We start from the raw sequence: 20,603 nt of genomic DNA, 5'->3' as shown, positions 1-20,603 counted from the left end.
ATCGCTCCGGCGTCAGTACCGCAGCACCCCGGCGATCCCCTGAGAGTCGCTCAGCGTGCCGTCCGGTACGAAACGGACCTCGGCACCGGTCTCCAGGCACTGCTCGACGATCTCGTCCACGATGTCCTCGCGGGCGTCGAGCTCGCCGCTCTCGGCGGGGATGAGATGGTCGCCGTCCTCGCCGCGTACCGTCACCCGGTAGTTCTCCTCGACGGCCAGTAGCCGGATCCGGCCCTCCCGGGCGCTGCGCCAGACCTCGTCGACACCGGCGGCGAACGCCTTGCGGCCGAGGGCGGTTTCCAGTTCCCGGGCCACGGCGTCGGTGTTTCTGCGGTCCTCGGCGGTGATCACCGGCCGGATCGCCTGCCACACCGCCTCGTGCGTGCCGTGCGCGAGCCCGCCGTGCGGGACGTGCACCGCGTCCTTGGCGGTGCCGCCGATCTCGTCCAGCAGGGACAGCGCCGCCTGCTCGCCGGTGATGTACAGCGGCCGCGGATTGTCCCGGAGGATCGCGCTCATGGCGGAGTCGGCGTCCTTGAGGAAGTGGCGGGTGCCCTCGTCGCGGTACGTGCTCGGCATGTCGCCGATCTGCTCCTGGCGCTCGGCGTCGAAGTTGTCGAAACGCCTGGTCAGCGGGAAACCGCCGATGCGGGCCTCGGTGACGCGGTCCAGGCTGCCGGCCCACAGGGTGACCCGGTCGGGGGAGACCGAGAGCACCCAGTACGGCCGCTCGGCGGCCTCCGCGGAGACGAGGTTGCGGGTCAGGAAGGTGTCCGAGAGCACCACGCGCTCGGGCACCGTGCGGGCGAGCGACCACACCTGGTGCTCGCCCGGGGCTGCGAAGATCACCAGGCCGTCCTCGGCATAGGTGAGATCGACCTCGGCGAGGGCCTGGTCGAGCTGTCGCTCGACATCCACCCGTCGCTCGCGGGTGACCGAGGGGTCGGCCTCCAGCTGTTTCTTGGCCTCGGCCACGACGTTGCGCAGCCGAACCTGGTCCTGGGCCCGATAGGGCTCTCGGCGATGTGTGGGCGTCAGCACGGACACGGCCGGATAGGGGCGCGGGCGCCGCAGCTCGATGAGGGTCGTGGGACTGAGTGCGTGCTCCATAACAGCACGATAGGACCGATTCACCGATCGGGCATTAGGGGCAATCCCATCGCCCTTGCCCGGCCTACTCCCCGACGTCCTCCGGCCCGCAGGAGCTGCCGTCGGCCGGCAGCGTGCCGTACAGCAGAAAGGCGTCGATCTTGCCGTGCACGCACTTGGAGGAGGCGTATCCGGTGTGGCCGCCGCCCTTGTTGTCCAGGACCACGGCCGAGGGACCGAGTCGCTTCGCCGTCTCCACGGTCCAGCGGTACGGCGTCGCCGGGTCGCCGCGGGTGCCCACGAGAAGCATCTTCGACGTGTGCACGTCCTTCACGTCGTCGCGGATGAAGTCCGTGCCCCTGGGGCGGCCGTAGCACATCAGCACTCCCGTGAGCCGGTAGGGGCCGAAGACCGGTGACGCCTGCTCGTACTCGGCGCGCAGCCGGTCGAGATTGCCGATGATCTGCTCGTCCGTCGGGCGGTCCGGATCATCCGCGCAGTTGATCGCCATCAGTGCCGCCGGGAGGTTGTCGAGCGGGACGTCCTCGTCGTCGACGAGCCCGCCATCGGGATCCCCGGTCTCCTCGGTCACCTTGGTCGCCCCGGTCTCCTCCCGGCCCGTGGGTGCGGCCCCGCCGGTGGCGAACGTCTCGATGGCGTGCGGGTCGCCGTCCTCGAACAGCGAGGCGAGGGCCCGCTCCAGGGAAGGCCACAACTCCTCGCTGTAGAGCGCCTGTGCGAGGGCCCCGACCAGGTCCTGCCCGGTGAACGGCTCACCGAAGGCCGACGGCAGCGGGTCCTCGTCCAGCGACTCGACGCGTCGTACGACCTCCTTACGGGCCTCGCGAGGGTCCTGCCCGAAGGGACAGGCGATGTCCTTCACACACCAGTTGATGAACTCCTCCAGCGCCTTCTGCTGCCCCTGGGCGCCTGCCACCCCCTGCTCGGTCAGCGGTTCGGTCAGCGTGTCCACCCCGTCGAGCACCAATCGGCCGACTCTCTCGGGGAATTGGGCGGCGTACACCGCGCCGAGCCGGGTTCCGTAGGAGAACCCCAGGTAGTTCAGCTTCTTGTCGCCGAGGGCCTGGCGTATCACGTCCATGTCGCGCGAGGTGTTGACCGTGCCGATGTGGGGGAGTACGGGCCCGGAGTGCCGGGCGCACGCGTCGGCCGCCTTCCTCAACTGCTTCAGGACGGACTGCGGATCGCGGCCGATTTCCGTGCCGTCGCCCGTCACGGCGATGTCCTCCTCGCCGTCCCCGCAGCTGACCGGGGAGGACCTGCCGACGCCGCGCGGATCGAAGGTGACGATGTCGTAGCCGTCCGTCAGCTCCATGAACTCCTTGCCGCCCTCGGCGAATTCAGGGATACCGGGGCCGCCCGGCCCGCCGAAGTTCAGCAGCACCGAGCCCTGCTTCTCGCCCGTGGCCCGGTAGCGGGCGAGCGCCAGATCGAGCTTCCCCGCCCGGGGACGGGCATAGTCGAGGGGGACGGTCACCTTGCCGCACTGCAGATCCTTCGGCAGGCCCTCGCCCGGACACTTGGCCCAGGTGACCTTCTGCCGGTAGAAGCGGCTGAGGTCGGGCTCGGCGCTGTCCGTGGCCGCCGGCAGTCCAGTGCCGAGCAGGACCAGTCCGACCGCGCCGGTGACCGCGCAGCGCCGAAGTGAGGGCCGCGTTGACAGCTTGGCCAGCATCAATGCCTCCAGGGACGCCCGTCGCGGACCGGGGTACGGCGTCCTCGATCACGATAAGCGGGCCCTGGAACCCACGCCTCCGGACGAGCGGGCCGCCTGGCCGCCCGTACGCTGCGCGCCTTGTGTGCCCGTCGGGCGGGCCGCAAGCGGAGGGGATCGTACCGGTGGTGCGGATGATCTTTGATTGATTAGTGTGAACGTTCGAATTCCAGGCATTCGGAAAGTGGGCAGACAGATGCAGCAACCGACCTTCGTGTTGGTTCACGGAGCCTTCGCGAACTCCTTCTCCTTCGCACCGCTCCAGGCCGAGCTCGGTCTCCTCGGGCACCGCTCGGTCGCCGTGGACCTGCCAGGTCACGGCTTCAGGGCGACCTACTCGCGCGCCTATCAGGCCCCGCAGGATCTCGAAGCCCTCGCCACCACGCCCGGCTCGATCAAGGGCGTCACGCTCGCCGACAACGCGGCGCACCTGATCGGGATCCTGGAACGGGCACGTCGCAACGGTCCCGTGATCCTCGTCTCGCACAGCCGCGGAGGCGTCACCGCCACCGCCGCGGCCAACGCACGGCCGGACCTCATCGACCGCATCGTCTACGTCTCGGCCTGGTGCCCCGTCGATCTCGACGTCAGCGACTACTACGCCGAACCGGAGATGGCCACGGTCGACGCAGGCTCCCTGGCTGCGGCGATGGCCGGGAACCCGGCCGAACTCGGCCTGCTCCGCGTCAACTTCCGCACCGCGGATCCGGACGCCCTCGCGGCGTTCAAGGCGGCCTTCCTGGCCGACGGCACCGACGAGGAGTTCCTGACCTTCCTGAACACCTTCCAGCCCGACGAGAACCTGGATGTCGGCACCTCCGCCGACCGGGCGCAGGCCGCGACCTGGGGCCGCATTCCGAAGACGTACGTGCGCCTGGCCGACGACGCGAGTCTGCCGCTCGCCCTGCAGGACCGGCTGATCCGCGAGGGCAACGCCCTCACACCGGACAACCCGTACGACGTCCACACCCTCGAGGGCAGCCACCTGAAGTGGCTGGTCGCCCCGGCAGCGGCGGCCCGAGTGCTGGGGGAACTCGCCGCGACCAGGACGCAGTAGAGGCAGTGGAGGGCGGCCTGCGGGCGAGCGGCAACAACGGGGTCCGGCGTATGGCACAGCAGCCCCGCATGCGAGCGGCCGACGCAGGCCGCACCCTGGTGCCATGGACGGCGAGCAGCCCATCGCGATCTACCCGCCCGCCGAGGACGGCGGCCGACGGGTCCGTGCCGGTGACCATTTCCTCGGCATGGCGTACGGGCTGCTGGACGTCGCCGAGTTCCTGCGCCGGGCGGGGATCGAGGACGCCGACGAGGAGTACGTACGGCGGTCCAGGCTGATCGAGTGGCGCGGCGGCGGCCCGGAGGCGTGGAAGCGATGACGTCCAGCACCGCAGCAAGGGCACAGGGACCTTGCTGCGTGCTTCGTCGGCATCACCACATCGACGTCCCCCTCCTTGGCGAGCCTGAACAACAAGTCGGGTGAATGCGGAGTCATCACTCAGTTCGACAACCATGCCGCTCGATGGGGTGAAAGACCGATAAGCCATAACTCGAATGGTTCATCGGCGTTTTATCCGGTGCGGGCGAGTGCTCGCGAGCATGTCTGGAAGGCAGGGAGGGAACCTATGAGACGGGTTACCCGAAACGGTGTGATCGCCTTCGCCGCCACCGGCGCGATGGCTGTGACGATGCCGGCGTATGCCGACTCCGCGGCGGACGGTGCCGCGGCCGACTCACCCGGGCTGGTCTCCGGCAACACCATCCAGCTCCCGGTGCACGTACCGGTGAACGTGTGCGGGAACACCGTGAACGTGGTGGGGCTGCTCAACCCCGCCGTGGGCAACACCTGCACCAACAAGGGCGGTGGCGGCAAGACGGGAGGCACGTCGAACGGCGGAGCCTCGGCCGAGGGACGCGGAAAGGATTCGCCGGGCGTCGCCTCCGGCAACACCATCCAGCTGCCCGTCCACCTCCCGGTGAACGTCAGCGGCAACACGGTGAACGTGGTCGGCGTCGGCAACCCGGCGACCGGCAACGAGTCCGTGAACACCCCCGGCGACCACCCTCCGCACACCACCGAGCCGGCGCCCAAGCCGGCCGTACCGCCGACGAGGCACCAGCCGCGTCCGGCGCCGCCCGCGTTCGTCCCGCACGGGCCCGAGGTCGCCCTCGCCCACACGGGAGCGGACCAGACCCTCGCCGCCGTGGCGGGTGGCACGGTTCTCGTCCTGAGCGGGGCCATCCTGTACCGGCGTTTCCGTCCCGGGGCGGTGCGCTGACCCCGCGTCTTCGCACGCGGCACGGAAGGCCCCACCGGGCTGGCGAGCGGTGGGGCCTTCGTCGTGCCGAAGCACTTCAGTACTGAAGTACCGAACACCCGGACGGCCAAGGCCCTTTGGGGCGCGTCAACGGCTTGATCACGCCGTGGCGTCCTCTCGGACGATCCGCAAGGATGCTCCGTGCGCGGTCGATCACCGTGCGCATGCGAAGCCCCCATGGAATGGAGCGTACTCATGGCCTCTCCGGCCTCCGAAGACCTCGTCGTCAGCCGTGCAGGCCTCGACGACTGGTCGGTCATCCGCGGATGGGCCGCCGACGAGAGCTGGAACCCCGGGCTCGCCGACGGACCGGCCTTCTTCGCCGAGGACCCCGACGGCTTCTTCCTCGGCCGGATCGACGGCGAGCCCGTCTCGGCGATCTCGGTGGTCAACTACGGCACGGACTACGCCTTCCTCGGCCACTACCTGGTCCGCCCCGACCTGCGCGGCCGCGGCCACGGCCTCACCACGTGGAAGACCGCGCTGGCCCACGCCGGAGACCGCACGATCGGACTCGACGGGGTCGTCGCCCAGCAGGACAACTACCGCCGCTCCGGCTTCCAACTCGCCCACCGTACGGTCCGGTTCACCGGAACCGCGCCCACCTCCGAGGTGCCGGCGGATGTGCGGGTCGTACGGTCCGACGACATCGAGGACATCACCGTGTACGACGGCACCTGCACCCCGGCCGGCCGCCCCCGCTTCCTCGCGCACTGGCTCACCGGCACCGGACACCACGCCGTGGTCCGCCGCACCGGCGGCCGTGTCACCGGCTACGGCGTGATCCGCCCCGGCCACGACTGCCGGCGCATCGGCCCGCTCTTCGCGGACACCGCCGAGGACGCGCGGGCCCTGTTCGCCGCCCTGACCGCCGAGGCGGCCGGCCGCGAGGTCGCCATCGACGTGCCCGAGCCCAACGCGGCGGGCGTGGCCCTCGCCGAGGAGGCCGGTTTCACCCCCTCCTTCGAGACGGCCCGCATGTACACGGGCCCGGTGCGGCCGTACGCCGAGGAGCGCGTCTTCGGCGTCACGACCCTGGAACTCGGCTAGCACGTACGCCCGGTCCGCAGCACCCCTCTCGGCAGGCCTCAGCCGGTTCGCCGGTGGAAGCGGAAGTGCAGTGCGCGGACGTCGTCCGTCAGCTCGGGCACCGGGCCGTCCACGACCACGCCGGGGGCGACCTCCTGGACCGGAAGAGTCCGCACGGGCGGCGCGGGCACCCCCAACTCGCCCAGCCATCCAGCCAGTTGCTCGGAGGAGGCGACGTACGCGATCCGACCCAGGCCCACCCACGCGTGCGCGGCCGCGCACATCGGGCAGTGCTCGCCGGAGGTGTACACCGTGGCGGCGGCCCGCTCCTCGGGCGTCATGTGGGCGGCGGACCAGCGTGCCAGCGCGAACTCGGGGTGCCGGGTGCGGTCGCCCGAGGCCACCCGGTTGTGGTCCTCGGCGAGCACCACGCCGTCCGCCCCCACGAGAACCGAGCCGAACGGCTCGTCCCCGGCCTCCAGCGCCTGGGCCGCGAGCGCGACGCAGCGACGCAGGTGCGGCAGTTCGGAGTCCTTCACGACCATGACGTACGGCCCTCCTCGCGGTGCGGCTTTGCCTTGCGCACCCCATGTTCGCCCAGACTGCGTGCGGTCGGGTCGAAAAGGCCTTGCCGCGGCACGGGCGGGGTGCTGGAGTGATCCCATGGATCATGCCGCGGTGCTCGCCCTCTTCGATCGGGACATGCGGGAAGGCGCGCGGCCGGACGGTCCCGATGCCTTGGTCGAGAGGGTCGGCGGGGTGGTCCGCCAGGTGTCGTCCGCACTCGGCTGGAACGGCGTCGTGTGGTCCGACCTCGACGAGGCGAGCGCCGACGCGGCGATCGCCGCACAGATCGCCCACTTCTCCGGGCTGGGGCACGAGTTCGAGTGGAAGCTCTACGGCCATGACTTCCCGGTCGACCTCGGACAGCGGCTCAGGGACGCCGGGTTCACGTCCGAGCCCGAGGAGACGCTGATGATCGGTGAGGCAGCCGACCTGAACCTGGACGCGGAGCCGCCGGAGGGCATCCACTTCCTCTCCGTGACCGACCGGGCGGGAGTGGACCTCGTCGCCGAGGTGCACGAGAAGGCGTTCGGCACCGACGGCTCCCGCCTCCGGCACCAGCTGCTCGCCCAGCTCACGGCCGACCCGGACACCGTGGTCGCGGTCGTCGCGCTGGCCGGTGACACCCCGGTGAGCGCGGCCCGGATGGAGCTCGTGCCGGGCACGCGGTTCGCCGGGCTGTGGGGCGGCGGGACCGTCGAGGGCTGGCGGGGCCGGGGCATCTACCGCGCACTGGTCGCACACCGCGCCCGTGCCGCCGTGGACCGTGGCTACCGGTACCTCCAGGTCGACGCCATGAGCACGAGCCGGCCCATCCTGGAACGGCTCGGCTTCGAACCGCTGACCACGACGACGCCGTACGTGTACGCGCCGTAGGGACACCGAGGCGCACCGATCACGCCGGGTGGTCACCTCGGCCGGGATGTCACATCCGGGCTCGTTCGATCCGTCGCAAGGTCATGACGACGAACCAGAGCAACGACAGCGGCCACAGCCGGAGCATCCTCCTCGCGGGCGCCGGCGGCGTCCTGGGCAGGCACATCACCCATGCCCTGACGGAGGCGGGCCACAAGGTCACCGGCCTCGGCCGTGGCGGGCGCAACGACATCCAGGCCGACCTGACGAACCGCGACGCCCTGCTGCGCGCCGTCGACGGCCACCACTTCGACACCGTGATCCACGCGGCGACCGCGCTGCGCAAGCCGCCCATGCGCCACCGCGACATGCACGCCACCAACGCGCTGCGCGTCGACGGAACCGCCCACCTGATCGAGGCCGCGCAGGCCACCGGCGCCCGACGCTTCGTGGCGGAGTCCATGGTCTTCGGATACGGCTACGGCGACCACGGCGACCGTGTGATCGTCGAGGCCGACACCTTCGGTCCGCGCGGCCGCTCCCCGGAGCTGGAACGGCACATCGCGGCGATGCGCATCAAGGAACAACTCACCCTCAATACCCAGGGGCTGGACGGCATCGCGCTGCGCTTCGGCCTGTTCTACGGCCCCGGCGGCACCGACGCCCTCCTGTCCATGCTGCGCAAGCGGCAACTTCCCGTCCCCGCCGATCACGGCCGGGTCCTGCCCTGGATCGACCTCACCGACGCGGCCCGAGCGGTGGTCGCCGCCGTCGAGCGCGGGCGCCCCGGGCAGGCGTACAACATCGCCGACCGCACCCCGATGGGTTTCGGCACCCATGTCCGGTGCGTGGCCGAGGAGTTCGGGCTGCCGAGGCCGCTGACCGTACCGCTGTGGCTGATGAGGCCCATGTCGTACGCCCACACGGTGATGTCGACGACTCTGCGGGTGTCCACGGCGAAGGCGGAGCGGGAACTGGGCTGGACGCCCGCCCACCCGGCGACTCGCGACGGCCTCGCCGCGATGCGGGCCGCGGCACTCACGTGAACGGCGCGCCGCATGCCGTCGGCGCGCAGTCCCTTCACGACCCCGTGTCTGCGCGTTTGCCGCCTTCCGCGTGTGCCTCGCCCTGCTTCTCTTTGCTTCCCTTTATGTCTCTCTGCGTCCAACTATCCGCTTGGCGCGTCAGCGGCGCGCCTTCGTCCGGTCCAGTGCGACGACGCCCAGTGCGGCGAGGCCGATCTGGATGAGCCATTCGATCCAGTCGACGCCGTCGGTGTCGGCCACGTCGAGGCCGGCCGCGAGCGCCGAACCGAGCAGTGCGGCCACGATGCCGACGAGGATCGTCCACAGGACCCCGATGCGCTGACGGCCCGGCACCACGAGCCGCCCCAGCACACCAATGACGATGCCGATGACGATGGCACTGATGATGCCCGAGATCTCCATTTCGCCCCTCTTCCTCCTTCCCCCGCAATAAGTCGAGTTCCCCCTGGAGGGAGGGACAGTCCGTTCCGCTTCAACCAGCGGTGGACGCCGGACCGATCACCGCTCCGCCCCTGCCCGTGATGTCCGTGACCCACCCGGTGGTGGCCACCACCTCCGCGGCTATGTCGATCACCGGGCGGCCGTCGGTCACCACGCGCAGAACGTCCGCGGGCGCCCGCTCGTCCAGAAGCCGTGCCTTGCGGGCACTGCCCCTCACCTCGTGCTCCAGCTCGGAGCCGAGCTCGCGCCCGGTCAGCCGCTGTTCGGCCGTCTCGTCGGTGGCGGTGAGCAGAACCCGTACGAGTCGTACGCCGTCGCCCATGGCCCGGCGGAACATGGGCGCTGCCTCGTCGAGCACGCTGACGGTGTTCGTGTAGACGAGACGCCGGTATCCGAGCCGGGCATAGTTCCCCCACACGGCAGTCAGGTTCCGCTCCGTGATGTGGGCCCGGTGTGCGTCCCCGGTAGGCGCCGGATGGACGGCTCCCATGAAGTCCCCGTCGATCACGGCATGCGCGACCTGCGCGGCCCGCAGCCGAGCCGAGACCTCCCAGCCCACCGTGGTCTTGCCGACCCCGGCCCGTCCTCCGATGAGTAGTACCTCCGCATGATCCATGCGGGCAGCGTGCCCGGGCGTGGGCATCCTTGGCGAGCGGTTTTGGGTCGTGCTCGTGGTTATCGGCTGAGCTGCGCGTCGCCCGAACGGCCCGGACATGTGCGGGAGTTGCTCACGCACCCATGCGGCGCTCGTGCGCGTCGGCAGTCAACTCGTCCGACGTTTCCATGGCTTGACGCACTCAACGCCATTGGCAGGTGATCAGGACGGCGTATGCCACAACGACCTCGCCCATGTTTGGCGGCGCCGCCGGCCGCCCGGCCTGATTGACATGCAGGTAATTGCCTGCATAACGTTGAGTGTGCGATCAGAGAGCGACTCCGCGATGGACAAGGTCTTCAAGGCGCTGGCCGACGACACACGCAGACGGCTCCTGGACCGGCTGCACGAGGACAACGGGCAGACCTTGGGGGAGCTGTGCGCGCGTATCGACATGACGCGCCAGTCGGTGACCCAGCATCTGGCCGTCCTGGAGGCCGCCAACCTGGTCGGCACCGTGCGGCGGGGGCGGGAGAAGCTGCACTACCTCAATCCGGTCCCGCTCCACGAGATCCAGGAGCGGTGGATCGACAAGTTCGAGCGCCCGCGCCTGCGCGTGCTCGGCGCCGTGAAACGACGAGCCGAGGAAGCCATGACCGACAAGCCCACATTCGTGTACGTCACCTACATCGAGAGCACGCCCGAGAAGGTCTGGGACGCGCTCACCGACGCGGACCTGACCGCCGCGTACTGGGGCCACAGCAACGTCTCGGACTGGCGGCCCGGATCCCGCTGGGAACACGTGCGTACGGACGGCTCCGGCATCGCCGACGTCGTCGGCACCGTCGTGGAGAGCGAGCGCCCGAGCCGCCTGGTCACCACCTGGGCGGCACCGGACGAGGAGGGGCAGCAGGACAAGCACTCCCGGGTCACCTTCGACATCCAGCAGCACGCCGAGATCGTCCGCCTCACCGTGACCCACGAGGACCTCCCGGACGAGAGCGCGCGCGCCGACGTGTCGTCCGGCTGGCCGGCGGTGCTGTCCAACCTCAAGTCGCTCCTGGAAACCGGCCACGTACTGCCTCAGGAGCCGTGGCTCATGCCGGCCCGCTGAACGGGGTTGCCGCAAAGGCGGACGTGAGACGGCCGGTCCGCGTGGGCGGACCGGCCGACCTGTTGTCCTCTCGGGTGGGCTGCTACGGCCTGGGGGCGCTCTTCGCCGCCGTACCGGCACACACCAGCCCCAGGATCACGGCCAGCGCGCCGACGATGATGTTGTTCACGACGACACCCGCGTCCGGGCTGTCCCCGACGACCCACGGCGCGATGATCATCCAGACGCCGATCGCGCAGAAGGCCCAGCTGAGGCCGTACATGCGTTCCGGAGCCCGGGTGAACCCCAGGGCCAGCAGGCCGATCGCGATACCCATGATCAGGTTGTGGGTCACGAGCGGCGGCTGGCTGGTCGTGTAGTGGAGTATCCACGGGGACGCCGCGCAGTACAGACCGAGCAGGAACACCGGTCCGTCCAAGAGCGTCACATCACGACCGCCGAGCATGCGGGCGTAGCGTTCCCGCATTTCGGATACATCAGGGTGAGCAGTTATGTCACCTCTGGTGGGCGAGACGTTGGCCATGACTCGTCTCCTTTGACTCGCAGGCCTGACCGCGTCTGGTGCGGTGTGCGGTAAGCGCCGCCTACGCACATTCTGCGCTTATTTTTTCTTTATGTGTAGAGCTCGACGAGTTCATGACGATGTAAGCGGAGTCGCTCTCCGAAAAACCTGTCCGGTGTCGGTGTGCGGGGTGTCGATCCGGGGCCGCGTCGTTCGTGTAGGAGGTGAGAAAGGCCCAACGCCAACAGGAGGCCGTCATGAAGTACTACCTGCTCGCCATGCATCAACCCGTCGGGGACCCGCCCCCGCCGGAGATCCTGGACCCGATCATGAAGGACCTGGCAGCCGTGAGGGAGGAGATGGAGGCGGCCGGCGTGTGGGTCTTCGGTGGCGGTCTGCACGGCCCCGAGGCGTCCACCGTCGTCCGGATGCGGGACGGCGAGGTGCTCACCACGGACGGTCCGTACGCCGAGGGCAAGGAGCACCTCGGCGGGTTCACCGTCATCAAGGTGCCCGACCTCGATGCCGCGCTCATGTGGGCCCGCAAGAAGGCGGAGGCCGTGCGGCTGCTGCCCATCGAGGTCCGGCCGTTCCAGGGCGAAGCCGAGGACGGATGACCGCTGACGTCGAGGCCGTCTTCCGCGCCGAGTACGGCCGTGCGGTCGCCGTCCTCGTCCGCTTCCTCGGCGACATCGACCTGGCCGAGGAAGCGGTACAGGACGCCTTCACCACGGCGGTGCGGCGCTGGCCCGAGACCGGTGTGCCGCCCAGCCCGGCCGGGTGGATCATCACCACCGCCCGCAACCGTGCCATCGACCGGCTGCGCCGCGAGGCCAGACGGGACGAACGGCACGCCGAGGCCGCCCTGCTGCACGCCCCCGACGCACCGCCCGAGGAGGGCCCCGTGCGCGACGAACGGCTCCGGCTCATCTTCACCTGCTGCCACCCCGCCCTCGCCACCCAGGCCCAGATCGCCCTCACCCTGCGCCTGCTCGGCGGACTCACCACCGCCCAGATCGCCCGCGCCTTCCTGGTGCCCGAGCCGACCATGGCCCAGCGCCTCGTGCGAGCCAAGGCGAAGATCCGCGACGCCCGCATCCCCTATCGCGTGCCTCGCGACGCCGACCTCCCGGACCGGCTGAACGGCGTCCTCGCCGTCGTCTACCTGATCTTCAACGAGGGGTACGGCGGCTCGCCCGAGCTGTGCGCGGAAGCCGTACGCCTGGGTCGGCTGCTGTCCGAGCTGATGCCGGACGAGCCCGAGGTCACGGGCCTGCTCGCGCTGATGCTCCTCGTCGAGTCCCGCCGGCCCGCGCGGGAGGACGCCGACGGGGCGCTCGTGCCGCTGCCCTACCAGGACCGGGATCGCTGGGACCGCCGCCTCGTCGCGGAAGGACAGGCCCTCGTACGGCGGTGCCTGCGCCGGAACCAGCCGGGGCGGTACCAGATCCAGGCCGCCATCCAGGCCGTGCACAGCGACGCGCCCACCGCCGAGGCCACCGACTGGGGGCAGGTGCTACAGCTGTACGACCAGCTGATGGCTCTGGCCCCCAGCCCCGTCGTCGCCCTGAACCGGGCGGTGGCCGCGGCCGAGGTCGAGGGCGCGCAAGTGGCCCTCGACCTCGTGGACGCTCTCGACCTGAACGGCTACCACGTCTTCCACGCGGTCCGCGCCGATCTGCTGCGCCGCCTCGGCCGGGCCCCGGAGGCGGTGCGGGCGTACGAGGCCGCGCTCGCCCTGACCGAGAGCCCGGCAGAGCGTGCCTGGCTCGAACGCCGGCGCCGGGAACTCCTGCGCGCATGACAGCCGTACCGCGGCGCGGCTGCTCGCTCGACGCCTGGCGGGTGATCTCCCTGCTCTCCCTGCTCTCCGACGGCGAGGGCCACTACATGACGGTGGCGGCCGCCGCGTACTCGCCACCTCACCCCGCGCGGCGGGACCTGCCGACGACGGCCGTCCTGATGCCCCGGTGGCGAAACCGCTCCGATCTCCCTGGAAACCGCAGGTCAGCGACCTGGTGATCGTCACTCAGGTGGCGCAATGATTCAGCAACACCGCTGACCGGAAGCCGTGGGTATGGTCACCGCATGCCAGCCGAACGAACCCGCGAGCACACCGCGCCGCTCGCCGCCGCCCGCCGCCGACGGCTGCGTGCGGACCGGGCGCGGCAGCTCGCGGACCTGCTGCGGCACCTGGTCCTGACCGGGGGATTTCCCGGCGGCGCGCTGCCCCACGAGGACGTCCTCGCCGCCGACTACCAGGTGTCACGCAACACCGTCCGGCACGCACTGGACCTGCTGCGTGCCGAGCAGCTCGTGGAACGGCTGCCCGGCGTCGGCACCGTCGTCGTCGCCGAGAAGTACTCGCACGGCCTCGACCGGCTGATGGGACTCGCGGAGACCCTGCGAGAACACGGTCGGGTCACCAACGAGGTACGCACCATGGGGCCCGTCGCCGCGCCCGCACCCGTGGCCGAGCGGCTGCGGCTGCCCACCGGCACCGACGTGCTCTACATCGAGCGGCTGCGCAAGCTGAACGGACTGCCGCTCTCCCTCGACCTCACCTACCTGCCCCTGGACATCGGCGGCGAGCTGATCGGCGCCGACCTGGAGAACACCGACGTCTTCCGGTTGCTGGAGCAGATCACCGGGCAGGCGCTCGGGCACGCGGAGATCACGCTGGAGGCCGTCAACGCCGACGCGCACTCCGCCACCGTGCTCCAGGCACCGCGCGGTACCGCCGTACTGATGCTGGAGCGCCTCACCCACCTGTGTGACGGCAGGCCCGTGGATCTGGAGTTCATCCGGTTCCGCGGGGACCGCATCGCGATGAGCGGGCTGCTGCGCCGCTCCGTCTGAACGCCCGATAGGCGTCATCTCACCCCTCTCAGTACCTCACTGGAGACAGCCATGCCCTTGGTGCCCCAGCGGGCCGACGTGCCCGTGACCGTCGACGAGTCGAAGTGCATCGACGGCTGCACGCTCTGTGTCGACATGTGTCCGCTGGACTCCCTGGCGATCAACCCCGACAGCGGCAAGGCGTACATGCACGTCGACGAGTGCTGGTACTGCGGCCCCTGCGCCGCCCGCTGCCCCACCGGCGCCGTCACGGTCAACATGCCCTACCTGCTGCGGTGAAAGGCCCACTCCCGATGAAACGCACACGCCCCACTCCTGCCGTCCTGCTCGCGGCCGCCCTGGTCAGCACACTCGTCACCGGCTGCGGCGGCGACGCCTCGGCCGGCGACGACACCCACGTCACCGTCACCGTCGGCTACCAGTCCAAGACCATCAACACCGTCACCGCGGGCACCCTGCTGCGCTCCCTCGGCTACTTCGAGCGCGCACTCGCCGCACAGGGCAAGCGGGACGGCATCTCCTACAAGGTCGAGTGGCAGGACTACGCCACGGGCGCGCCCATCACGGCGCAGATGACCGCGGGGAAGATCGACATCGGGTCGATGGGTGACTTCCCGCTGCTCATCAACGCCGCCCGCGGCAAGCAGCTGAACCGTCCCACCCGGCTCGTGTCGGTCACCGGCTACAACCTGCGCGGCGCCCTCAACACCGTGGTGACGGCGCCGCAGTCGAAGCTCGGCTCGCTGCAGGACCTGCGGGGCAAGAAGGTGTCCACCAGCGTCGGATCCGCGGCCGACGGGACTCTCGTACGGGCGCTGCAGCGCGCCGGGCTCGACCCGGAGAAGGACATCGTCAAGCTCAACCAGCAGCCGGCGGTGGGCGCTTCGGCCCTCCAGGCGGGCAGCGCGGACGCCCTGTCGCAGTTCGTCGCCTGGCCCGGGCTACTCGTCTTCCAGGACAAGGCGAAGGCCCTGTACGACGGTGCGGAACTGAACCTGCCCACCTTCCACGGAGTGACGGTCCGCGAGGACTTCGCCGAGCAGCGGCCGAAGGCGCTCGACGCCTTCCTCACCGCGCAGATCGAGGCGACGCGGTACCTGAACGACCACCCTGTGCAGGCCGCCGAGAAGGTCGCCGAGGCCACCGGACTGCCCCCGGAGGTCGTCTACCTCTACAACGGCAGCGGTGGCATCGCCACCTTCGACCCGGCCCTCAAGCCACAGCTCGTCTCCGCGCTGCAGAAGGACGTCTCGGTGCTGCGCACGGCGAAACTCGTCGACGACGTCGACGTGGACGCGTTCGTCGACGACGGCCCGGTCAAGCGCGTGTACGGGAAGGAGTACGCCGAGCGGCTCGCCGCCACCCCCGGGACTTCGCGCAGCGAGGTGTGGCTCACCGGTGAGGACAGCACCCGCCCCTTCGACTCGCCCACCGCGCTGCTGAAGTTCGTCGCCGGGCACAAGGACCAGGTACGGGCCGCATACGTACCGGACGCCACCACCGGCACCCGCTGGTTCGCGGACCGGGCCGTCTGGGTGCGGGACGGCGAGGAGCTGAAGCCCTTCGTCACCGCCTCCGCCGCCCGCGCGTACGCCCAGGCGCACCCCGGCGCCCGTACCGTCTCCTACGCCACCGCACTTGAGCAGGCGGCGTCACGGGAGCAGAAGTCACTGGAGCACGCGTCATGACCACGGTGACCGCCCCGGCGGCCATGGAGGCGCCCGCGGGGCCGGCACCCGCTCGGCGCACGGCCCGCCTCCGGCCCGTCGTGCGCGCCCTGTCGCTGCTCGCGGCGCTCGGGCTGTGGCAGCTGCTCACCACGCTCGACATCCAACTGTGGCTGCGTTTCGACCAGTTCCCGTCCGTCGCCGACGTGGCCCGGGAGTTCGGGCAGCGACTCGGTGACGGCGCGTACTGGCAGGACGTGACCGACAGTCTGCGCAGGATCGTCACCGGCTTCCTGCTCGCCGCGGTGCTCGGCGTCGCGGCGGGCGTGGCTGTCGGCCGCTCCCGCTGGGCCGCCGATCTGATCGGGCCGGTGCTGGAGGTGCTGCGGCCCGTCCCGGCCATCGCGCTGGTGCCGGTGGCGATCCTGCTCTTCCCCAGCAACGAGCAGGGCATCGTCTTCATCACCTTCACCGCCGCCTTTTTCCCGGTCCTGGTCGCCACCCGGCACGCGGTGCGCGCACTGGCGCCGGTGTGGGAGGAGGCGGTGCTCACCATGGGCGGCGGACGGTGGCGGGTGCTCGCCTCCGTGGTGCTGCCCGGCGCGCTGCCCGGGATCTTCGGCGGGCTGTCGGTCGGAATCGGCGTCTCGTGGATCTGTGTGATCTCCGCGGAGATGATCTCCGGCGAGTACGGGATCGGCTACCGCACGTGGCAGGACTACACCGTCATCGACTATGCGGGCGTCTTCACCGGAATCGTCAGCATCGGCCTGCTGGGCTGGCTCACCTCCACCGTGGTGGAGCTCCTGGGCCGCCGGCTGACGCACTGGCTGCCGCGGCGCGAGGGGAGTGCCACGTCATGAGCACCGAAACGGACATCTCCACCACCGCCTCGCGGACCGACCTGCCCACGCCCGGTGCACGGATCGGCCTCACCGACGCGGAACTCGGACGGCCCGGTGCCGCCGTACTGCACGGGGTGGATCTCGAAGCCGCCCCCGGCGAGATCCTGACCGTCGTCGGCCCCTCCGGGTGCGGGAAGTCGACCCTGCTGCGGACACTGGCCGGGCTGCTGCCCGCGCTCGCCGGACAGGTCACCCAGGACGGGCGGCCCCTCACGGGCCCCGGCGCGGACCGGGCGCTGGTCTTCCAGGAGGACGCGCTGCTGCCGTGGCGCACGGCCCGCGCCAACGTCGAACTGCCGCTGGCCATCAGGGGACTGGGCCGCGCCGAGCGCAGGGCCACGGCCGAGCAGTGGCTGGAACGGGTCGGACTGGCCGGACTGGAGCGCCAGTTGCCGCACCGCCTCTCCGGAGGTCAGCGACAGCGGGTCCAGCTCGCCCGCGCCCTCGCCGGGCAGCCCCGGGCCGTCCTGATGGACGAGCCGTTCGGCGCCCTGGACGCCCAGACCCGGGCCGGCATGCAGCAGTTGCTGGTGGAGGTGTTGCGCGGGACCGGCGCCACCGTCGTCTTCGTCACCCACGACGTGGACGAGGCACTGTTCCTCGGCGACCGGGTCGCCCTGCTCGGCGCGGGCGCCCTCACCGGTATCCGAACGGTGCCGCGCCCCCGCGAACGCGACGCCCGAGCCGACCCCGCGACCGTCGCCCTGCGCCACGACATCCTCGAATCCCTCGGCCCCCGTACGTCCTGAGGGTGCTCCAGGCCTGTACGTCCTGAGAGTCCTCCGGGCCCTACGCCCTGAGAGTCCTCCGGCCTCTACGCCCTGAGGCCCTCCGGCTCCCTACACCCTGGAAGCCCCCCTCGGCCGCCCCCGCCCGCCCTGAAAGGCACCCCCGCCATGACCCCCGCGCTCCTGACGGAGATCCCCGACCCCGACTCGGCCGAGGAGCTGAGCTGCGACGTCCTGGTGATCGGCGGCGGCACCGCCGGCACCATGGCGGCGCTGACCGCCGCCGAGCGCGGTGCCTCCGTGCTGCTGCTGGAGAAGGCCCACGTACGGCACTCCGGGGCGCTCGCCATGGGCATGGACGGTGTCAACAACGCCGTCATCCCCGGCCGCGCCGAGCCCGACGACTACGTCGCCGAGATCACCCGCGCCAACGACGGCATCGTCGACCAGTCGACGGTTCGTCAGACGGCCGTCCGGGGCTTCGGCATGGTGCAGCGCCTGGAGTCGTACGGGGTGAAGTTCGAGAAGGACGAGCACGGCGAGTACGCGGTCCGCCAGGTGCACCGCTCGGGCTCGTACGTGCTGCCGATGCCCGAGGGCAAGGACGTCAAGAAGGTCCTCTACCGGCAGTTGCGCAGGCGGGAGATGCGCGAGCGGATCCGCATCGAGAACCGTCTGATGCCGGTGCGGGTCCTGACCGCGGGCGGCAGGGCGGTCGGCGCCGCCGCCTTCCACACCCGCACTGGGGCCTTCGTCGCCGTTCGCGCGGGCGCAGTGATCCTGGCGACCGGTGCCTGCGGCCGACTGGGGCTCCCCGCGAGCGGTTATCTGTACGGAACGTACGAGAACCCCACCAACGCGGGCGACGGCTACGCGATGGCGTACCACGCGGGTGCCGAACTCACCGGCATCGAGTGCTTCCAGATCAACCCGCTCATCAAGGACTACAACGGCCCGGCCTGCGCCTACGTCGCCAATCCGTTCGGCGGCTACCAGGTCAACCGGCACGGGCAGCGGTTCGTCGACTCCGACTACTGGTCCGGGCAGATGATGGCGGAGTTCGCCGCCGAGGTCGCCTCCGACCGCGGCCCGGTCTACCTCAAGCTCAGCCATCTGCCCGAGGAGTCCCTCTCTGCCCTGGAGTCCATCCTGCACTCCACCGAGCGCCCCACCCGTGGCACCTTCCACTCCGGTCGCGGCCACGACTACCGCACCCACGACGTGGAGATGCACATCTCCGAGATCGGCCTGTGCGGCGGGCACTCCGCGTCGGGGGTACGGGTCGACGACCACGCCCGCACGACCGTGCCGGGCCTGTACGCCGCCGGCGACCTGGCCTGCGTGCCGCACAACTACATGATCGGGGCGTTCGTCTTCGGCGACCTGGCCGGCGAGGACGCGGCGCAGTACCGGGCGTACGAGGGCGAGTTGCCGCGCGACCAACTCGCCGAGGCGCACGAGCTGATCTACCGGCCGTTGCGCAACCCCGACGGCCCCACGCAGCCCCAGGTCGAGTACAAGCTGCGCCGCTTCGTCAACGACTACGTCGCCCCGCCCAAGAGCGGCGCCCGGCTCTCCCTGGCCCTGGAACACTTCGAGCGGATGCGGGACGAGATCGCGGGCATGGGGGCGCGGACCGCGCACGAACTGATGCGGTGCGCCGAGGTCACGTTCATTCGCGACTGCGCGGAGATGGCGGCCCGGTCGTCCCTCGCCCGCACCGAGTCCCGCTGGGGCCTCTACCACGAGCGCCTCGACCACCCCCAGCGGGACGACACGGCCTGGCTGCACCACCTCGACCTGCGCAAGGGCCCGACCGGGGCGATGGAGTTCACGGCGCGCCCCGTCGACCCCTACCTCGTCCCCGTACCCGAGTTCACCCCCACCGGCGGCCCCGCCCGCCACCTGGGCGAGGTGCATCCGCTGCCGACGGCCACGGCCGGGCGCCGGGAGGCACCGCCGGCGGCCACCACGGAACCGGCCGGTGCGGAGCCCGGCGGTGTGGAGGCGGGCAGCGCGGCCGAGTCCACTGGTTCGGCGCACGGAGCCTCGGAATCCACCAGGGAACGACTTGTCGAACTCGTCGTGCTCACCGAGGAAGAACCCGACCTCCAGGCCCTGGAGCCGTACCTGAAGGACCCGGACGCCGCCGTACGTCTCGCTGCCGTGAAGGCACTGACCGAGACGGCCCCGCCCGGAACGGGCCCCGCACTGGCCTCCGCCCTGACCGACGGCGACGGACAGGTGCGGGCCGCAGCCGCAGCCTCGTTGCGCGAGCTGGCCGAAGTCCTCACGGCGGAGCCGGAGTTGCGCGCCCCGCTGGTATCCGCCGTGACGGCGGCGGACCCGACGGCCCGCAGCGCGGCCCTGGACGTGCTGCGAGCCTTGCGCCTCGGGGACGCCGCACTGTTCGCCGGGCACCTGGCCGACCCGGACGTCGAAGTGCGCCTGGCCGCCGTACGCGCCCTGGTCTCGGTGGACGCCGTCGACGCCCTCTGCGAAGGAGCGGGGGACGCGGCGCGCGAAGTACGGGTCGCCGTGGCGCGCGGGTTCGCCGCCCTGGCCGCGCACATCGAACGGGACCGTTTGGTCGAGGCGGACGAAGGCACGGCGATCGCCCTGCACCGTCTGACCGGTGATCCCGACGTCCTGGTGCGTGCCGCGGCCCTGGAATCCCTGGGTGTCCTAGGCGTCCCTGACGCCCTCCTCACCACCGTCACGGCGGCGCTCACCGACCCGGCCTGGCAGGTCCGCGCGGGCGTCGCGACCGCCCTCGGCGGGGCGGCACCGGACCACGGCGTGCCCGCCCTCGCCGAACTGCTGCGGGACACCGACGCCGACGTGCGCAAGGCAGCCGTACTCGCTCTGTTGCGCCACACCGCGCACGACGACGCCCGTACGGCACTGGCCACCGCAGTGGACGACCCCGACGCCGATGTCCGCGCGTACGCGGGCCGAGCGGGGCGGTGATCCGGCGCCTCGTCAACTCTCTCGGCCGTCTCTCGGCCAACTTTGCGAGTTGATTGGTCCGGACCATTGACTGGTACAGACCAAAGCGGTTGAGTGTGTCTCCACACCCCCCCACCACGGCCGCCCCCACGCCGTGGCCGACCTCGTCGGCGCGTGCGCGCAAGGCTCTGCTTCGCCCTGCCCTTGTCC

General features: G+C 71.0%; 22 protein-coding genes. 16 read left to right on the top strand and 6 right to left on the bottom strand.

Features of this window, described 5'->3' with window-relative positions; genetic code table 11:
* Positions 1–12 precede the first annotated feature (12 nt).
* Both EHO50_RS10855 and EHO50_RS10850 read right to left on the bottom strand, forming a co-directional pair.
* Positions 13–1,110 carry a baeRF3 domain-containing protein gene (locus EHO50_RS10855; RefSeq protein ID WP_128429677.1) on the bottom strand — a complete coding sequence of 366 codons (1,098 nt, stop codon included), beginning with the start codon at positions 1,108–1,110 and terminating at the stop codon, positions 13–15.
* 64 nt (positions 1,111–1,174) lie between these two features.
* A complete protein-coding gene (locus EHO50_RS10850) occupies positions 1,175–2,785 on the bottom strand; it encodes an alpha/beta hydrolase (RefSeq protein ID WP_128429676.1) in 1,611 nt (536 codons plus the stop codon).
* 235 nt (positions 2,786–3,020) lie between these two features.
* On the opposite strand from EHO50_RS10850, the gene EHO50_RS10845 reads away from it, so the two are divergent.
* The 4 genes from EHO50_RS10845 to EHO50_RS10830 all read left to right on the top strand — a co-directional run bounded on the left by EHO50_RS10845 (position 3,021) and on the right by EHO50_RS10830 (position 6,189).
* Entirely contained in the window at positions 3,021–3,881 is an 861-nt protein-coding gene (locus EHO50_RS10845) for an alpha/beta fold hydrolase (RefSeq protein WP_128429675.1), read from the top strand.
* A gap of 103 nt (positions 3,882–3,984) precedes the next feature.
* Positions 3,985–4,200, top strand: a complete 216-nt coding sequence (locus tag EHO50_RS10840) for a hypothetical protein (RefSeq protein WP_128429674.1) — start codon at positions 3,985–3,987, stop codon at positions 4,198–4,200.
* 246 nt (positions 4,201–4,446) lie between these two features.
* Complete coding sequence (locus tag EHO50_RS10835; protein WP_128429673.1) at positions 4,447–5,100, top strand: chaplin; 654 nt, start codon at positions 4,447–4,449, stop codon at positions 5,098–5,100.
* A gap of 234 nt (positions 5,101–5,334) precedes the next feature.
* Positions 5,335–6,189 carry a GNAT family N-acetyltransferase gene (locus EHO50_RS10830; protein ID WP_128429672.1) on the top strand — a complete coding sequence of 285 codons (855 nt, stop codon included), beginning with the start codon at positions 5,335–5,337 and terminating at the stop codon, positions 6,187–6,189.
* A 38-nt stretch (positions 6,190–6,227) separates the two neighbouring features.
* Here EHO50_RS10830 and EHO50_RS10825 read toward each other — a convergent pair whose 3' ends face one another.
* On the bottom strand, positions 6,228–6,713 hold the full coding sequence (locus EHO50_RS10825; RefSeq protein WP_128429671.1) for a nucleoside deaminase: 486 nt from the start codon (positions 6,711–6,713) through the stop codon (positions 6,228–6,230).
* Between the two features lie 118 nt (positions 6,714–6,831).
* Between EHO50_RS10825 and EHO50_RS10820 the strand changes: the two genes are divergently transcribed.
* Positions 6,832–7,608: a GNAT family N-acetyltransferase gene (locus EHO50_RS10820; protein WP_128429670.1), complete on the top strand. Its 777-nt coding sequence runs from the start codon at positions 6,832–6,834 to the stop codon at positions 7,606–7,608.
* Between the two features lie 83 nt (positions 7,609–7,691).
* Entirely contained in the window at positions 7,692–8,633 is a 942-nt protein-coding gene (locus tag EHO50_RS10815; RefSeq protein ID WP_128429669.1) for an NAD-dependent epimerase/dehydratase family protein, read from the top strand.
* Positions 8,634–8,771: 138 nt separating this feature from the next.
* On the opposite strand, the gene EHO50_RS10810 is transcribed toward EHO50_RS10815, so the two are convergent.
* Positions 8,772–9,035: a GlsB/YeaQ/YmgE family stress response membrane protein gene (locus EHO50_RS10810; RefSeq protein ID WP_128429668.1), complete on the bottom strand. Its 264-nt coding sequence runs from the start codon at positions 9,033–9,035 to the stop codon at positions 8,772–8,774.
* A gap of 70 nt (positions 9,036–9,105) precedes the next feature.
* Positions 9,106–9,690 (bottom strand): AAA family ATPase, encoded by a 585-nt coding sequence (locus EHO50_RS10805; protein ID WP_128429667.1) that lies wholly within the window; start codon positions 9,688–9,690, stop codon positions 9,106–9,108.
* A gap of 325 nt (positions 9,691–10,015) precedes the next feature.
* Here EHO50_RS10805 and EHO50_RS10800 point away from each other — a divergent pair, with 325 nt between their 5' ends.
* A complete protein-coding gene (locus EHO50_RS10800) occupies positions 10,016–10,783 on the top strand; it encodes an ArsR/SmtB family transcription factor (RefSeq protein WP_128430651.1) in 768 nt (255 codons plus the stop codon).
* Between the two features lie 82 nt (positions 10,784–10,865).
* Here the strand turns inward: EHO50_RS10800 and EHO50_RS10795 are convergent, their stop codons facing one another.
* Entirely contained in the window at positions 10,866–11,306 is a 441-nt protein-coding gene (locus tag EHO50_RS10795; RefSeq protein WP_128429666.1) for an SPW repeat protein, read from the bottom strand.
* Positions 11,307–11,542: 236 nt separating this feature from the next.
* Between EHO50_RS10795 and EHO50_RS10790 the strand changes: the two genes are divergently transcribed.
* From EHO50_RS10790 to EHO50_RS10750, 9 genes are all read left to right on the top strand, one after another.
* On the top strand, positions 11,543–11,902 hold the full coding sequence (locus tag EHO50_RS10790) for a YciI family protein (RefSeq protein ID WP_128429665.1): 360 nt from the start codon (positions 11,543–11,545) through the stop codon (positions 11,900–11,902).
* Positions 11,899–13,089, top strand: coding sequence for an RNA polymerase sigma factor (locus EHO50_RS10785; protein ID WP_128429664.1), 1,191 nt, complete (start codon positions 11,899–11,901; stop codon positions 13,087–13,089). The genes EHO50_RS10790 and EHO50_RS10785 overlap by 4 nt, the downstream gene beginning before the upstream one ends.
* Positions 13,086–13,307 carry a hypothetical protein gene (locus EHO50_RS10780; protein WP_128429663.1) on the top strand — a complete coding sequence of 74 codons (222 nt, stop codon included), beginning with the start codon at positions 13,086–13,088 and terminating at the stop codon, positions 13,305–13,307. Before EHO50_RS10785 ends, EHO50_RS10780 begins: the two co-directional genes overlap by 4 nt.
* A gap of 66 nt (positions 13,308–13,373) precedes the next feature.
* Entirely contained in the window at positions 13,374–14,144 is a 771-nt protein-coding gene (locus tag EHO50_RS10775; RefSeq protein WP_128429662.1) for a GntR family transcriptional regulator, read from the top strand.
* A gap of 51 nt (positions 14,145–14,195) precedes the next feature.
* The gene (locus tag EHO50_RS10770; protein WP_031480193.1) at positions 14,196–14,423 is read left to right on the top strand and encodes a 4Fe-4S dicluster domain-containing protein; all 228 of its coding nucleotides are present in this window, start codon (positions 14,196–14,198) and stop codon (positions 14,421–14,423) included.
* A gap of 14 nt (positions 14,424–14,437) precedes the next feature.
* Positions 14,438–15,832, top strand: a complete 1,395-nt coding sequence (locus EHO50_RS10765; protein WP_128429661.1) for an ABC transporter substrate-binding protein — start codon at positions 14,438–14,440, stop codon at positions 15,830–15,832.
* Positions 15,833–15,855: 23 nt separating this feature from the next.
* Positions 15,856–16,674, top strand: a complete 819-nt coding sequence (locus tag EHO50_RS10760) for an ABC transporter permease (protein WP_128430650.1) — start codon at positions 15,856–15,858, stop codon at positions 16,672–16,674.
* Complete coding sequence (locus EHO50_RS10755) at positions 16,671–17,465, top strand: ABC transporter ATP-binding protein (protein WP_128429660.1); 795 nt, start codon at positions 16,671–16,673, stop codon at positions 17,463–17,465. The genes EHO50_RS10760 and EHO50_RS10755 overlap by 4 nt, the downstream gene beginning before the upstream one ends.
* Before the next feature lie 147 nt (positions 17,466–17,612).
* Positions 17,613–20,414 carry a fumarate reductase/succinate dehydrogenase flavoprotein subunit gene (locus tag EHO50_RS10750; RefSeq protein ID WP_128429659.1) on the top strand — a complete coding sequence of 934 codons (2,802 nt, stop codon included), beginning with the start codon at positions 17,613–17,615 and terminating at the stop codon, positions 20,412–20,414.
* Positions 20,415–20,603: the final 189 nt, after the last annotated feature.

The organism is Streptomyces cyaneus (genome assembly GCF_004028635.1).
Taxonomy (GTDB): domain Bacteria; phylum Actinomycetota; class Actinomycetes; order Streptomycetales; family Streptomycetaceae; genus Streptomyces; species Streptomyces cyaneus.
This window is presented reverse-complemented; position numbering and strand designations above follow the sequence as displayed.